This is a genomic window from Stenotrophomonas sp. NRRL B-14846, from assembly GCF_050473585.1.
Taxonomy (GTDB): domain Bacteria; phylum Pseudomonadota; class Gammaproteobacteria; order Xanthomonadales; family Xanthomonadaceae; genus Stenotrophomonas.
Window position 1 is genome coordinate 1,158,608 of the sequence record NZ_JBFLUN010000022.1, and the last position, 14,131, is coordinate 1,172,738.

At 67.2% G+C, this 14,131-nt stretch carries 13 protein-coding genes; 7 read left to right on the top strand and 6 right to left on the bottom strand.

What is annotated here, in order from left to right:
• The first annotated feature begins 3 nt into the window (after window positions 1–3).
• On the top strand, window positions 4–978 hold the full coding sequence (locus tag AB1281_RS07650) for an ABC transporter substrate-binding protein (RefSeq protein ID WP_430345486.1): 975 nt from the start codon (window positions 4–6) through the stop codon (window positions 976–978).
• Between the two features lie 174 nt (window positions 979–1,152).
• On the opposite strand, the gene AB1281_RS07655 is transcribed toward AB1281_RS07650, so the two are convergent.
• A complete protein-coding gene (locus AB1281_RS07655; RefSeq protein ID WP_430345487.1) occupies window positions 1,153–4,272 on the bottom strand; it encodes a discoidin domain-containing protein in 3,120 nt (1,039 codons plus the stop codon).
• A 230-nt stretch (window positions 4,273–4,502) separates the two neighbouring features.
• Between AB1281_RS07655 and AB1281_RS07660 the strand changes: the two genes are divergently transcribed.
• Complete coding sequence (locus tag AB1281_RS07660; RefSeq protein WP_430345488.1) at window positions 4,503–4,799, top strand: hypothetical protein; 297 nt, start codon at window positions 4,503–4,505, stop codon at window positions 4,797–4,799.
• A 79-nt stretch (window positions 4,800–4,878) separates the two neighbouring features.
• Here the strand turns inward: AB1281_RS07660 and AB1281_RS07665 are convergent, their stop codons facing one another.
• Window positions 4,879–5,955 (bottom strand): MBL fold metallo-hydrolase, encoded by a 1,077-nt coding sequence (locus AB1281_RS07665; RefSeq protein WP_197588600.1) that lies wholly within the window; start codon window positions 5,953–5,955, stop codon window positions 4,879–4,881.
• 104 nt (window positions 5,956–6,059) lie between these two features.
• Here AB1281_RS07665 and AB1281_RS07670 point away from each other — a divergent pair, with 104 nt between their 5' ends.
• Window positions 6,060–6,671: a TetR/AcrR family transcriptional regulator gene (locus AB1281_RS07670; protein WP_430345489.1), complete on the top strand. Its 612-nt coding sequence runs from the start codon at window positions 6,060–6,062 to the stop codon at window positions 6,669–6,671.
• On the opposite strand, the gene AB1281_RS07675 is transcribed toward AB1281_RS07670, so the two are convergent.
• From AB1281_RS07675 to AB1281_RS07690, 4 genes are all read right to left on the bottom strand, one after another.
• Entirely contained in the window at window positions 6,668–8,614 is a 1,947-nt protein-coding gene (locus AB1281_RS07675; protein WP_430345490.1) for an EAL domain-containing protein, read from the bottom strand. The genes AB1281_RS07670 and AB1281_RS07675 overlap by 4 nt on opposite strands.
• 96 nt (window positions 8,615–8,710) lie before the next feature.
• Window positions 8,711–9,427 carry an SDR family NAD(P)-dependent oxidoreductase gene (locus AB1281_RS07680; RefSeq protein WP_430345491.1) on the bottom strand — a complete coding sequence of 239 codons (717 nt, stop codon included), beginning with the start codon at window positions 9,425–9,427 and terminating at the stop codon, window positions 8,711–8,713.
• Window positions 9,428–9,456: 29 nt separating this feature from the next.
• Window positions 9,457–10,185, bottom strand: a complete 729-nt coding sequence (locus tag AB1281_RS07685; protein ID WP_430345492.1) for a GNAT family N-acetyltransferase — start codon at window positions 10,183–10,185, stop codon at window positions 9,457–9,459.
• 14 nt (window positions 10,186–10,199) lie between these two features.
• Window positions 10,200–10,421, bottom strand: a complete 222-nt coding sequence (locus AB1281_RS07690) for a rhodanese-like domain-containing protein (RefSeq protein ID WP_312645240.1) — start codon at window positions 10,419–10,421, stop codon at window positions 10,200–10,202.
• An 83-nt stretch (window positions 10,422–10,504) separates the two neighbouring features.
• On the opposite strand from AB1281_RS07690, the gene AB1281_RS07695 reads away from it, so the two are divergent.
• The 4 genes from AB1281_RS07695 to AB1281_RS07710 all read left to right on the top strand — a co-directional run bounded on the left by AB1281_RS07695 (window position 10,505) and on the right by AB1281_RS07710 (window position 14,131).
• Complete coding sequence (locus tag AB1281_RS07695) at window positions 10,505–11,308, top strand: APH(3')-II family aminoglycoside O-phosphotransferase (RefSeq protein ID WP_430345493.1); 804 nt, start codon at window positions 10,505–10,507, stop codon at window positions 11,306–11,308.
• A gap of 97 nt (window positions 11,309–11,405) precedes the next feature.
• Window positions 11,406–11,996, top strand: a complete 591-nt coding sequence (locus AB1281_RS07700) for a TetR/AcrR family transcriptional regulator (protein WP_430345494.1) — start codon at window positions 11,406–11,408, stop codon at window positions 11,994–11,996.
• The gene (locus tag AB1281_RS07705) at window positions 11,993–13,027 is read left to right on the top strand and encodes a DUF418 domain-containing protein (protein ID WP_430345495.1); all 1,035 of its coding nucleotides are present in this window, start codon (window positions 11,993–11,995) and stop codon (window positions 13,025–13,027) included. The genes AB1281_RS07700 and AB1281_RS07705 overlap by 4 nt, the downstream gene beginning before the upstream one ends.
• 99 nt (window positions 13,028–13,126) lie before the next feature.
• Window positions 13,127–14,131, top strand: coding sequence for a phosphotransferase (locus tag AB1281_RS07710; protein WP_430345496.1), 1,005 nt, complete (start codon window positions 13,127–13,129; stop codon window positions 14,129–14,131).

The window sequence follows — 14,131 nt, forward strand, 5'->3', positions numbered from 1 at the left end:
ACCATGAGCCCTGCAGCACCGCGTCGCCCCTCGCGCAGCACCCTGTTGGTCGTGGGTGTGCTGGTCATCGGCATCGCCGGCATCGTCTACTCGCGCGTGCGGCAGGCACCGGACACGAGCACCGTGGCCGCGACCAGCCTGGCCGGTGCGAACACCGCCATCCTGAAGGGCACGCTCGATCCGAAGGCGCAGGCGTTGATTCCCGCCGGCTACAGCTTCGTCACGCCCGGCACGTTCACCGTAGCCACCCATCCGGGGCAGCTGCCGCTGGCCGACTACGGCGCCGACAGCAAGGACGTGATCGGCATCGAGCCGGACATCGCGCGACTGATTGCCGATGGGTTGGGCCTGAAGCTGGTGATCGTGCCGGTGGCGTGGGCGGACTGGCCGTTGGGGCTGGAATCAGGCAAGTACGATGCCGTGCTGTCGAACGTGACGGTTACCGAGGAGCGCAAGAAGAAGTTCGATTTCTCCAGCTACCGTTACGATCTGCTGGGAATCTACACGCGCACTGATGGGCCGATCCAGAAGATCGAAACGCCGGCCGACGTGGCCGGACTGAAGGTGGTGGTCGGTGCCAGCACCAACCAGGACCAGATCCTGCGGCAGTGGGACCAGCAGAACATTGCCGCTGGCTTGAAGCCGGTGGAGTATCAGTACTTTGATGACGCCGTGGTTGGGCGGCTGGCGGTGATCACCGGCCGCGCCGATGTCTCGTTCGAGCCCAATGCCACTGGTGCCTATTCGGCGCGGGATGGCAAGGTGCGGCGTGTGGGCCTGTTCCCCGGAGGCTGGCCGAACGCCGCAGCGATCTCGGTGACCACGCGCAAGGGCAGCGGCCTGGCTGATGCGGTGACGCAGGCGCTGAACACCCAGATCGGCAGCGGCACCTATGCGCAGGCGCTGAAGCGCTGGAACGTGGCCGAGGAAGCCGTGCCGCAGTCGCAGACCAACCCGCCAGGGTTACCGAGGCTCTGACGCCGGGCATGGCCCGGCGCTACCGCTGCTTTTGTAGAGCCGCGCCATGCTCGGCTGCAGTTCGCACGGTGTGCGATGCGTCGAGCATGGCTCGACTCTACAAGAGCATCCACGCATGGCGTGGATCTACTCGCAGAGTCTGATTTCTGTAGAGCCGAGCCATGCTCGGCTGCATTACCAGACCGCCTCCAAGGTCCGGAACGGCTTCGCCAGGCGCACGCCCTCGGCATCGAAGTCGGAAACGCTACGTCCATCCACACGCACCGTCTTCGGCATCGTGCGCGCAGGCCACCAGACCTTCACCGCCGTTCCACTGCGCAGCCCCTCGCCAAGCGCCACCGTCAGCAGCCCGTCGCGCTGCCGCGCCTGCATCTGCAACGTGCCATACGCGGTCGGCAGGCGCTCCACCGCCAACCCTTCCCCCGCCACCCAAGAGGGCGGTGTGCCCGGCAGCAGCGACAGTGCGTCATCGTCCTCGCGCATCAGCATGCCGAACAGCGTGCGGCCGTACTCGGCACCGATCCAGGTATGCGGCATGTCGCCGAGGTAGCGCGGGAAGCGCAGCCGTGAATGCACTACTTCGGCCAGCACCTGCCATTCAAGCGGGCGCCGGTCGTGAAGCAGGCCCTGCAACAGCTCGTCAGCCACGTCCGGCTGGCCAAGATGCACATAGCTCAGCACGTTGCGGATCTCGTACGGCGTGTAGGCGTACAGCGCACCGGGCTGGCTGCGCTTGCGCACGTCTTCCAGATAGCGGGCGAAGGTGGTCCGCAACGCATCTGCCGGCAACACGCTCTGCGCGCCGGTCGGATCCAGTGCGATCGACACGCCCGTGGGATCGCCATCGCCCAGATCCGCCGAGGACGGGATGAAGTCGATGCCCTTCCACGCCATCGTGGCGCGGATCGAGGCGTGCAATGCGTCGTACAGCGCTTTGTACTGCTGACGTGCCCAGGCGGCGGTCTCGTGGTCACCCAGCGACTCGGCCAGCCACGCTCCGTCGTGCCATCCCTTCAGGCCCCAGTAGTCATCCCAGTAGCTGTGGGTGGGCGACGGATAGCCTTCATGGCTGATCGACGGCGCAAGAATGCCCGCGAATCGCTCCGGCGCCGGCTGGTCGGCCTTGTAACCGGGCACCAGCGTGCGCTCGCGCAGTTCTTGCAGGAAGCGCAGTGCGGCTTTCACTTTCGGCAGGTATGCGCGCACCGACTCGGGCCCGCCATCGAGGCGGGCGACATCGGCCACCAGCGCCACGTACTGGCCCTGGCTGTCGTACTCGATGTCCGAACCGAAGCCGGTGTTGACGCTGCCATCGTCGTTGAGGATCGGCGAAACCAGGCCATTGGCATGCACGCCGTGCGCGCTGTACCAGGCCAGGTAGTCACGCGCGACGCGCGCTTCACCCATGCGCAGCAGCACCGCCGACGTGGCCATGCCATCGCGGATGAAGGAGCGGTTGTAGTTGCGTGGGCCGGGTTGCATCGCGGGGCCGGTCTGGTTGATCAGCATGTAGGCAGCCTGCGCGCGCAGCATGTCGACCAGCGAGGGATCGGGCAGGCGCAGGCCGACCTGGCCCAGCCGCGCCTGCCAATCTGCGGACGCCTGCGTGGCCAGCGTCTCGAACGCCGCATTGGCATCACGGGGCAGCGTGGCCAGATCCAGCGCAGGCGCTTCGGGCAGCAGGCCATTGGCATCGGCGGCGGCGGTGCCCAGCGGGAACGCGACCACGATGGCATCGCGGGATCCCGGCGCCAGCGACACGCGGTAGTTGAGCGCGGCGGCGGCAAGACCCTGGTCATCACGTGCCTGCTGCGAGGAAGGCAGTTCGCCGGCAGCGATGTCCGCGGTGATTTCCGTGGTGCCATCCTTGCCGAACGGCGCCACGCCGGACGCAGCCACAGGCGTGAGCGAGTGCAGCAGCGTACGGCCATTGATGCGCACCGCCTGTCCGTCGACGCGCACCTCGCGGATCGGCGACAGTCCGCCGTTCTGCCACGGCGGATTCATCTGCATCGGGCGCACGACCAGACTGAGCGTGCCGTCGATCCGGGTGCTGCCGGTGTTGTGCAGTCGATGGCGGAGGAAGGTCACCGGCTGGCCATCGCGCTCGATGGCGAACACCTCACTGCGCAGCTCCAGCCCGGGCTGCGGCGACCAGGTGGCCGAAGGCATAGGCTTCCAGCCATCGCGCAGGGCGTGCTGTACGGGCTGACCGGCGGCACCTGCAGCACGCCCGTCGGCGCTTCGCCAGAGCGGCTGTACCAGCGGCGCACCCTTGAACGCTTCCAGGTTGCCGTATTCGTCGAAGATGGATTTCTGCCGCCCTGCGTGCACGCCAACGGCGGTCCAGTAGGTCTGCTGCATCTGCAGCGACGCCGGAAACAGCGTACGCTGCGCGCCGCTGGCGGCGATCTGGTAGCGCTTCATCGGTGTCATCACGGCTTTCGGGCCAAGCAGGCGCAGACGCGCGATCTGCGGGGCTGCGCCGTCCACGCTCAGGCGGAATGCACGTAGAGGTTTTGCCGTGTCAGCGGCCAGCCAACTCTGCCGATGGCTGGCCGCCTGTGCATCGTGTGCGAGATCCTGCCAGCGGCCCTGTGCGTCCTGCGCCTGCAAGCGGGCGGCGCCGCGCCCGCCGTCGGCCCAGTCGACCGCGAGACCGGCTGTGGACTGGACGCGAGGCAGCATGATCTCGAGCGTATGGGATCCACCTTTTCCGGCTGGAACCGCGACGGTGCCACCGCCTTGCCAGAGCGCCACTGCCTGCGTTGCATCGACACCGCTGATGCGTGCGCTGAGCGTGCTGTCCAGCGGCTCCATCTCGAAGATCGACACGCCCCAGTCGGACGTGCGCTGCGGGCTGGCCAGCCGCAGGTAGCGCGCCTGGCGTGGCGCGAAGTACAGCGTTTCCACGTCGCCCAGCGAATCGGCCATGGTGTAGGCGGTCTGCCACTGCGTGCCGTCCAGCGAGGTCTGCAGTGAATAGCCCTCTGGATTGGAGACATCCCAGGTAAGCCGTGCGCCCGCCAGCATCGTCGGTGCGCCCAGATCGATCTGGAACCAGTGGCCCGGACTGAAGGCACCGCCGGTGACGGTCCTGGGGTCGCCGTCGATCAGGTGGCTGATCGCCATCGCCGGTACCTGCTGCGATGAGGCGCTGGCCTGCCATTGGCTGCGCGGGGGGAGCGTCTGTGCCTGTGCGCTGAAGGCCAGGACGGCGAACACCAGGGTGGCGGCAGTTTGCCATGGGGCTGGTGGGCGGGAGACCTTGGAGCGTTCGGCGCGCAACGTCATTACGGACAGCCTCGCAGGTTCGACCGGAATCGGGCGAGCGCTACGCTAGCAAGGGATGTAACCGGTTACATGACGCACTGCAATAGGTCGCGGATACTGGGCCGGCAGCCTCGTTCACCGGTTCAAGGCGCGATCACCATCGATGGTTGGCTGACGGATGTGGCTCTGGACGGCTGCCGGTTGGCCCCTATCCTGACTGGCAACGACCACCGATCCGAAATGGATTGATGATGGAATTCAGTTTCACGCTGATGTACCGAGTGCCTGATACCGGAAAAGATCTCAGTGCATTTGAGCGAGGTCTTGCAGAGGCGGGATGCGACGATGTGCTGCTGGGCAGTGGTTTGCCGGGCGTGTTGGCGTTGCGATTCCAGCGAGAGGGCACGGCCGCAGACGATGTCGCGCGTGCCGCATGCGTGCAGGTTCAGAGTGCGGTACCGGAAGCCAAATTGATAACCGTGCATGTCGATGTCAGCAATCCTGCCAGCGCCTCCACTTGCGGTGGCTCAAGAGCTGAGCCTGTTTGACGTCCACGGCACATTCTTCGGAAGCAGCCGAGCATGGCTCGGCTCTACATGGTTTCCGGCAGGTCACGCGCACCCGCTGTTACAGCTCCACCATCTCCCACCAGCGCGTGCCCGCCTGCGGCGCCTGCATGTCCAGCGCTTCGCCCATCATCGGCGTGGCCACCGGAACATTCTTCGCGGCCGCCAGGGCGGTGATGCGCTCGAACGGCTGCTGCCATTCGTGCAGGGCCAGGTCGAAGGTGCCGTTGTGGATCGGCAGCAGCCACCTGCCGCGCAGGTCCAGGTGCGCCTGCAGGGTCTGCTCGGGCTGCATGTGCACGAATGCCCAGCGTGGATCGTAGGCACCGGTTTCGATCATGGTCAGGTCGAACGGGCCGTACTTCTCGCCGATGGCCTTGAAGCCATCGAAGTAGCCGGTGTCGCCGCTGAAGAAGATGCGGAAGTCGCCGTCCTGGATCACCCACGACGCCCACAGGCTGCGGTCACTGTCGCCCAACCCGCGGCCGGAGAAATGCTGGCCCGGGGTGGCGGTCAGGCGCAGGCCGCTGGCTTCGGTGGACTGCCACCAGTCCAGCTGTTCCACCTTGCGGGCGTCCACGCCCCACGCAATCAACTGATCGCCCACACCCAGCGGTGCGATGAAGCGCGCGGTCTTGCCGGCCAGCTGCATCACCGCGGCATGGTCGAGATGATCGTAGTGGTTGTGCGAGAGGATCACGCCGGCGATCGGCGGCAGTTCGTCGATGCTGATCGGCGGTGCGTGGAAGCGCGCCGGGCCCATCCACTGCACCGGCGAGGCGCGTTCGGAGAACACCGGGTCGGTCAGCCAGTATTGGCCGCGCAGCTTCAGCAGGATCGTGGAGTGCCCCAGCCGGAACAGGCTGCGATCCGGTGCGGCATCGAGGGTGGCGCGGTCCAGCGGCTTCACCGGAATCGGGTGCGCGGGCACGGTGCCCTTGGGCTTGTTGAACAGGAACGTCCACCAGATCTCCGCGCCGTCGCGCAGGCCCATCGCCGGACGGGGCAGGGCATTGCGGAACTTGCCGTCGCGGTACTGCGGCGAATCGGGGAAGTCGGGGAGGGACCAGGACTTGCAGAAGGTGTAGGCGGTCACGGCGAGGATTCCGAGCAGGAGGACAAGGAGCAGGCGCTTCATGGGTGACGTCCGCTGGGTACACTGCACAGTGTAGTTTCGTGTTTTTCAAAAGTACACTATCGGGTGTAAAATCGAGGTATCCGTTCAGCTACCCGGTTCCCGCCATGTCCCGTGCCCCGCAACGCCTGACCGACCGCAAACGCGAAGCCATCGTGCGCGCGGCGGTGGAGGAGTTCCGTGCATCGGGCTACGAGGCGACCAGCATGGACCGCATCGCCGAAGTGGCGGGGGTCTCCAAGCGCACCGTCTACAACCACTTCCCGAGCAAGGAAGCGCTGTTCTCGATGATCCTGGAGGAGCTGTGGGAGCGCAGCGTGGCCAGCGACGCACTGCCGTACCGCGCGGACCAGCCGTTGCAGGCGCAGCTGCTGCAGTTGCTGGGCCAGAAGCTGGACCTGCTCAGCGACGGGAATTTCATCGACCTGGCGCGGGTCGCGATGGCCGAGATCATCCACTCACCGGAACGGGCGCAGGCCATCGTCTGCCGCATGGGCGAGAAGGAAAGTGGCGAGAGCGCCTGGATTCGCGCAGCGATCGCCGACGGCCGGCTGCGCAAGGTCGATCCGGAATTCGCCGGCCACCAGTTGCATGGGCTGGTGAAGAGCTTCGCGTTCTGGCCACAGGTGACGATGGGGCAGCCACCGCTGAACGAACAGGAGCGCACGCGCGTGGCCGAATCGGCGGTGGCGATGTTCCTGGGTTTCTACGCCGTCTAGTTGGCGGCGAAGCGGCGGAACTCGTCGGCCGGCAACGCCGCCGAATACAGATAACCTTGGCCGACATCCACCCCGAGTGCGCGTAGTTGCTGCTCCTGGGCCAGGGTTTCAGTGCCCTCGGCCACCACGATCGCGCCGCAGCGGTGCGCGACTTCGACGATGAAGCGCACGATCGACTGCGACTTGGCGTCGGACAGCGTGGCGATCAACGCCTGCTCGATCTTGACCTCGGCGATGGCCAGCTGCGAAAGCAGGATCAGGGTCGAATAACCCGCGCCGAAATCATCCAGTGACAGGGTGACCCCGGCCGCCAGCAGCTGTGCGATGTTGGCATCGACCACGTCGCGCTCGACGATCTCGGTCCATTCGACGATTTCCAGCCGCAGCATCGCACCGGGGATGTCGTGCAGCTGCAGCAGCTCCTGCAGGCGCAGGCCGAAGTCGGGCAGGCGCAGGGATTCGGCTGACACATTGACTGCGATGGTCAGCGCCGCGCCGTCCTGCCGGCAGTGCTGCAGGAAGTGCACCGCCGACTGCAGCGTGGCCCATTCCAGGTCTGCCAGCCGGCCCTGCCGGCGCAGCAGCGAGATCACCCGCATGGGTGCAATCGGCCGGCCTTCGCCATCGCGCATGCGCAGCAGTGCTTCGGCGCCAACCAGCTGGCGATCGTGCAGGCGATGCTTGGGCTGGTAGCACAGCGGGGCGTCACCCTGCTGCAGCCAGCGCTCGAGCGCGACCTCGATCAGCGCATCGATCTCGCTGTCGCGCTGGATCGGGTCATCGAAGAACACCACGCCCGACTCGATCGCGCTCAGTGCGAGGGTGATCGCCCGGAACGGCAGGTGACCTTCATCGGTGGCGGTCGGTGGTTTCAGCTCGACCACCGCGCAGCGGAACAGTGGTCGGAAGCCCGGCCAGTCGCGGCCGACGCGGTCGGCAAGATTGCAGGCCAGCTCGGTGATATGGGCCTGGATGCGCAGCTCGGTCAAGGACATGCCGCGTACCAGGATCGCCAGCGCGGCGTCGCCGAACTGGTAGACCTCCACATCGTCCACTGGAAGCGATGGCAGCAACCGGTGGACCTCCGCCGGCGTATCGCGGTGCCATAGTCCGTTGTCCTGCAGCGGGCCGTAGCGCAGGCGCAGGTCGCGCTGGTTGCCCATTTCGACCACCACCAGGCAGGCCTTGCCGAGGCCGTCGTTGTCGCGCCAGAAATGCTGCAGCCGTTCGCCCAGCGCCCGCATGTTGGGCAGGCCGCTGATCGGGTCGACGCGCAGCCAGGCCTGTTCGCGCTGGCGCTGCGCATCGATCTGGGCATCGTTGTAGACCAGCGCGAACACTGCGCCGAGCATCAGCAGTGAGACCGGCAGTGCCAACAGGCGCTGGATCGCCAGTTCGGCCACCGGCAGCTGGTCGGCGCCAATGATCGCCACACCCAGTGCCAGGCCCAGAGCGGTCATCCCGATGCGCACGGACCACGCCTGCAGGATCATGCGCGGCGAGAGCTCGTTGAGCATGCGTGGGTGCAGGCGCCTGCGCAGCCAGACGCCGGCCATCATCTGCAACGCGGCCTCAAGGCTGGCAGGCAGGAAGAACTGGGTGCCGACGAACTGGTAGCGGGCCAGCAGGGCGGCGGCCAGGCAGGCCAGGCCGCCACGCCATCCGCCGAGCAGGCCACTGACCAGCAGGATGTCGAAGCCGAGGTGCAGCTTGACCACGCCCTGGGTGTAACGGGCCACGAACCAGGAATTGAACAGGTAGATCAGGCCCAGCGCCACGCCGACATACAGGCGACGGCCTTCAATGGCGTGCCCGGCGCGACGGGTGGCGATCAGCAGCACGCCGATCATGCCGATCACCGCCGTGGCCTGCAGCAGGTACAGCGGCAGGCTGGGCAGGGCGCTGTCCAGGACCTGGGCCGAGACCCGTGAAAGCGCATCCATAGCAGGTTCCCGCCTGTGACCGACGGCCAGTGACGAGCAGGGTAAACCACGGCCGCGCGCGCGGCCACTGATGCTACCCGGCGTCGCCCACCTGGGTCAGTAGCGCGGGTCGGCAATGGCCGGCAGTACCAGTTCGCGCACGAAGCCGGACGGCGACAGCTGCAGCAGTGCGCGCACCATCGCCACGGCATCATGTACCGGCACCAGCTCACCGTCGCCGCGCGCTGCGGCCTCGGCCACCGGCACCGACAAGGCGTCGTCGGTGTTGAGGTAGCCCAGCTGCAGGCTGGTCACCGCCAGCCGGTGATCGCGGAAGCCCTCGCGCAGCGCATCGGCGATGCCGTTGAGGGCGAACTTCGAGGCGCCGAACGCCACTTCCGGGCGGCCGCTGCGCGGCAGGGTCGAGGTCGAACCGGTCAGCACCAGCTGCGGGCGTGCTGCGCCCAGTACGCGGGGCAGCAGGCGCTGCAGCAGGACCAGGGTCGCGGTGATGTTGACGTCGACCAGTTGCGTGAGTGCCGCATCGCTTTCATCGAGGAAGGCGTACTCGTCGCTGAAGGCCTTGTCTTCCCAGATACCCAGGTTGTGGATCAGCACATCGATATCGGCCGGTGCCTGTGCTGCGATGTGGTCGGCCGCTGCGGTGGGCCGGGACAGGTCTGCTTCGATCCATTGCAGGGTGACGCCGTCAGGGCAAGCGATGCCGCGCGGGCGGGTGCGCGAGACACCAATCACAGTGTCACCCGAGGCACAGAGGCCTTCCACGAACGCGCGTCCCAGGCCCCTGCTGGCGCCGATGATCATCAATTTCATGTTGCTTCCTTGGTTGTGCAGTGGCGGCATCAGTGTGTCGCCAGGATGAGGTCCCAGTCGCCGAACGCGCGCAGGCCGCTGCGTTCGGCAGTGGTGATGGAGGCCGTGTTGTCGAGCTGGCATCGGTACAGCGGCTGCAACCCGGAGGCCTGGGCGGATATGGCCATCGTCTGCACGAGCCGGCGTGCATGACCACGGCCACGGGCTTCGGGCAGTGTCAGCACGCCCATGTCGGCGAGTGCCGGATCCAGGCTCCACGGATACAGGCTGCCGGCCGCGACCAGCTGCTCGCCGTCGAAGACACCGAACACCTGCCAGTGGTCGAGCTCGACCCAGGCGGCATCGAGATCCTCCTTGCTGGCGCTGGCCTGGAACGCACTGAACACAGCAGCATCGGCTGGAGCGAGGTGGCGGATGTGGGGCGGTGCAGGGTGCTCGGCCAGTGCCGCAAGTTCTGCAGCAGGGAAATAGAAGAGGCGGTCGGCGCCATGCGTGCGCTGGCCGACGTCGATCAGCCGCTGCCGCAGCTGTGCGAGTGTCCAATGCGCGCGTGCGTGCAGTTGCAGGCGTTCGACCAGGACTGGGCGCAGCACCGCGCGCGCAGGACCAGCAAGCGGTTGCAGCAGCATGCCGTCCTCACCCTCGTCGAAATCATCGCTGCAGGCCAGGTACAACAGGGGATCGTCCTGCAGCATGCGCTCACCCGCGCAGATGCGCCGCCAGCTGGCATCGATCATCGGGGCAAACGCATCATCCATGACAGTGGTCTCGCTCAGTGCCGGGGCAGATCCACCTGCAGGCCGGACGCCTTCCATTCGGGGTAGCCGGCGGGGAGCTGCTGCGCCGCCAGTCCGGCCTCGTCCAGCATCGCCAGCGCATCGTTGGACAGCACGCAGCAGGGCCCGTGGCAGTCGGCGACAATGTGGACGGCGCGTGGCCGTTCGTCCATCCATGCATGCCGTTCCGTAACGGGAATGTTCAGCGCGCCAGGCACAGCTCCATCATTGGTGCTGTTGACGGGGGGCATGCCGGATGAGCGAGAATCCGTGCAGTCATCGGCAACAGGCGTTCCCCGGCATGGAAGCAACCCACGCGCGCATGGATGGCATGCCCCTGCCTCACGCCTGGCAGGAAGCGCTGGCCGACGCGCGCATTGAACGGCAGTCGATCGGTGTATCGCGTGCGGACGTTGCCCGCGTGCATCGTCCTGGGCAGGCCGATGCCTTCCTGAAGTCGGAAGTGATCGACGCCTTCAGTGAGCTGGGCGACGAGATCGCACGCCTGCGCTGGCTGCAGGCGCAGGGCCAGCCAGCGCCGACGGTGATCGCTACCGCCGAGGAGGCGGGGCGCCGCTGGCTGCTGATGAGTGCGTTGCCCGGCCACGACCTGGCCTCGTCGCCGACGCTCGCGCCCCACCACCTGGTGGAACTGCTGGCCGACGCGCTGCGGGGCCTGCATGCCCTGCCAGTGGCGAGCTGTCCGTTCGACCAGCGGCTGGCCTCGCGCCTGCAGGCCGCACAGGCACGTGTCCAGGCGGACCTGGTCGACGCCGATGACTTCGATGACGAACGCCTGGGGCAGAGCGTGCAGCAGGTGTTCGCCGAACTGCGCGCCACCCGGCCCGATCACGAGGATCTGGTGGTCAGCCATGGCGACGCCTGCCTGCCGAACCTGCTCGCAGCCGAGGGCCGCTTCAGCGGTTTCATCGATTGTGGCCGGCTGGGCGTGGCCGATCGCTACCAGGATCTGGCGTTGGCCGCGCGCAGCCTGGTCGACAACTTCGGCGACACCCGCTGGGTTGCACCGCTGTTCCGCCGCTATGGCGTTGTGGCCGACGAACGACGGCTGGCGTTCTACCGTCTGCTCGACGAGTTCTTCTGAAGCCGCGCAGGGCGGCGTAGGGCGGGGCTGAACGCTGCCCTGCCGGCGGACCTCTTCATTCTTTAAAATGGACGAACGTTCGTTCACTATCTGCGCCATGAGCCGAATCGACCGCAATGAGCAGCGCGTGACCCTGATCCTGCAGGCGGCCCTGCAGTGCTTCCTCGCCAAGGGCTTCCACCAGACCAGCATGCGCGACATCGCGCAGGCGGCCGGTGTCAGTCTGGGCAATCTCTACAACCACTTCCCGGGCAAGGAGGCGATCATCCTTGCGGTGGCCGTGGCCGAAAGCGAGGAACTGGCCCCGATGCTGCAGCGGCTGGCGGCGGCCGACGGCGAGCGCGCGCAGGTGCTGGCATTCCTGCAGGACTTCCACGCGTTGTGCCGGCAACCGGAGTGGGCAACGCTCGCGGTCGAGGTGCTGGCCGAGAGTGCACGCAACCGCGCCGTGGCCGAGGCCTTCGCGGCCAACCGCAGGCAGCTTCAACAGGTGCTGGGCGATGCGCTGCGGGGCATTGCGCGGCGCGAGCGGCGGCGCCCTGCGCTGGCCCCGGCACTGCAGGCGCAGGTGTTGCTGGATGCCATCGAAAGCGATGCGCTGCGCCAGGGCCTGGGTGAAGGTGGCAGCGTAGAGGACGCCGCACTGGACCTCGAGCTGCTGGCACGGCTGCTGGGATCACGTGCATGAGCGCCGATGACCGGCGGCTGCACGGCCTGGATCTGGCGCGGTATCTGGCGCTGGCCGGCATGGTGCTGGTCAATTTCCGCCTGGCGATGGCCGTGCCTGCCGAGCGCACGGGTGGGTTGGCAGGCTTCTTCCATCTTCTGGAAGGCAAGGCCTCGGCGACCTTCGTCACCCTGGCCGGACTTGGCCTGGTACTGGCGACGCAGCGCTCGGGCTGGATGCAGGCCAGCCTGCAGACCTGGCGGCGCGCGCTGTTCCTGCTTGTGCTGGGCCTGCTCAACCTGACCCTGTTCCCGGCCGACATCCTGCATTACTACGCGGTGTATTTCGCGCTGGCGGTGCTGTGGTTGCGCGCGTCGCCACAGGTGTTGCTGGCCAGCATCGCCGGCCTCGCGGCCGGTTCGTTCTGGGCACTGCTGCAGTGGGACTACAGCCAGGGCTGGAACTGGCAGACGCTGGAATACGCCGGTCTCTGGCACTGGCCGGGTGCCGTGCGCAACCTGCTGTTCAACGGCTTCCATCCCCTGCTGCCCTGGATGTGCTTCTTCCTGCTGGGCATGCTGCTGGCACGCCTGCAGCTGTCGCAGCCGCGGGTGCAGCATGCGTTGTTGCTGCTGGGCGTGCTGCTGCTCGGCGCGGGCCAGGGTGTGCAGCACGTTGCGCAGGGAACACCCTGGCAGGGGTGGCTGGGAACGCAGCCGATGCCGCCGGGACCGGCCTACGTACTGACCGGCGCAGGCGCGGCCTGCAGCGCGATTGCCATGTGCCTGTGGGTCAGCCGCCGGTATCCGGGGGACTGGCTGCAGCCGCTCACTGCGGCAGGGCGCATGACCCTGACCCTGTACGTCGGCCACATCCTGCTGGGCATGGGGACGCTGGAATGGCTGGGCCTGCTCGATGGCAGTGCTTCGCTGCCGGCCGTGCTGTTGTGGGCGTTGTTGTTCCTGATGCTGGCCACGGGCGCAGCGTGGCTGTGGTCCTGGCGGTTCGCGCGGGGGCCGCTGGAAGCGGTGATGCGGCGCATTGCCGGCTAGCACATTGGTCGCGCAGGCACGATGTTGTGACGGACATGTCTGTGTCGCGGCCCGCGCATCTGCGATAGTGGTGGCAGGTAATACTTTCCGCTTGCATCCATGTCATCCGCTTCGGCGCAGCATCTCGGCGAAGTCCTTCAGCAGTCCTATGGCATCACCGCCAACGCCGTGGTGCCACGCCCGGTTGGCGCCGATGCCAACGCCAGCGTGTATCGCATCGATGCACGGCGCGGGCAATGGTGGTTGAAATGCCGCAGTTACCAGGTTGCCCCTGCCGTCTGGGACACCCTGCATTGGCTGCGCGGCACGCTGGGCATCGAGGAAATCGTCGCGCCCTGGCCGGCCCTGACCGGTGGAGCGTCGGTGCAGCGCTGGGGCCTGCAGTTCACCCTGTTCCCGTACGTGGAAGGCCAATCCGGCTTCGAGGCCGCGTTGAGTCGCGCGCAGTGGCAACGGATGGGCGAGGTGCTGCGGCGCCTGCACGAGGCGCGCCCGCCGCCGGCGCTGCAGGAGGCACTGCCGAGCCTGCGGTTGGAAACCTCAGCGCTTGATACGGTCGGGCAATGGTTGGCCGGTGAGGGCCTGGCCGCCGCCAGGGATGGGCTGGGCCGTGCCTTCGTTTCCGTCTGGGACCAGCAGCACGCGCGCATCGCGGCGCTGCATGCGCAGGCAGTGCAGCTGCACGCGGCGTTGCAGGATGTCCCGGTGGCGTTGCGCCTGTGCCATACCGACCTGCATGCCGGCAATCTGCTGATGGGCAACGACGGCGGCCTGCACCTGATCGACTGGGATGGCCTGTCGCTGGCACCGCGCGAGCGCGACCTGATGTTCATCGGTGCCGCGGTGGGCGGGCGCTGGGGGCGCGAGAATCCGCTGGGTTTCGAGGAGGGCTATGGCAGCGACCATGGCGACCCGCGCTGGATCGCCTGGTACCGGCACTGGCGCATCCTGCAGGACCTGATCGAGTTCCAGCAGGTCCTGCTGGGCAGCGATGGCGAGGATCGTTCGCCGCAGCTGCGCCGGCAGTCGCTGCATTTCCTCAGCGAACAGTTCGCACCGGGTAACGTGTTCGACGCGGCAGAGCGGGTGTATCGCGCGCTGTAA